At 76.5% G+C, this 648-nt stretch carries 1 protein-coding gene; it reads right to left on the reverse strand.

What is annotated here, in order from left to right; all coding sequences use genetic code 11:
• Window positions 1-648: MFS transporter (locus tag PROKR_RS23140; RefSeq protein WP_036968062.1), on the reverse strand; the 648-nt coding region annotated here is incomplete at both ends.

Raw genomic sequence — 648 nt, forward strand, 5'->3', positions numbered from 1 at the left:
CAGGCCCGGCAGGCCCGCGCCGGCCCGTTCCAGCGGGAGGATCGCGAGCGCCGCGACCGCCGTGAGGGCGGCGAACCCGATGAGGACGGGCGCGTCGGGCCGACGTCGCTGCAGGGCAGCGCCGGCCTGGACGCCGACCACGAGGCCGAGCGAGTTGGCCAGGAAGACGGCCGCGAACTCACCGGCGGTCAGGCCGTGCACCCCCTGGAGCAGGAGCGGTGAGGCGGCGACGTAGGCGTAGACGCCCGCGTAGGTCATGGCGCCGAGCAGGGTCGCGGCGTGGAAACCGCGGTCGCGGAGCACGGCGCGGAGGCGGGCGCGCAGGCCGCGGTCGGGGTGGGTGACCGTGTCGATCCGGCCCACCGCATGCGTCTCCGGCACCACCACCGCCGTCACCACCAGCACCGCCGCCGAGAACGCCCCGAGCACCCCGAAGATCCCGCGCCAGCCCACCACCGGCAGCAGCACCGCCCCGGCGACCGGCGCGAGCAGCGGGACCGTCGTCGTGATCACCGTGATGCGGGAGATGAGCCGGACGAGCCCCGGCCCGTCACTGACGTCGCGCGCGATGGCGAGCACGAGCACCGAGCTGCCCGCGGCCGCCACGCCCTGGACCACCCGCAGCACGGCGAGCGCCTCCAGGCTCGG

It is taken from the genome of Promicromonospora kroppenstedtii DSM 19349 (assembly GCF_000515355.1).
GTDB lineage: Bacteria > Actinomycetota > Actinomycetes > Actinomycetales > Cellulomonadaceae > Promicromonospora > Promicromonospora kroppenstedtii.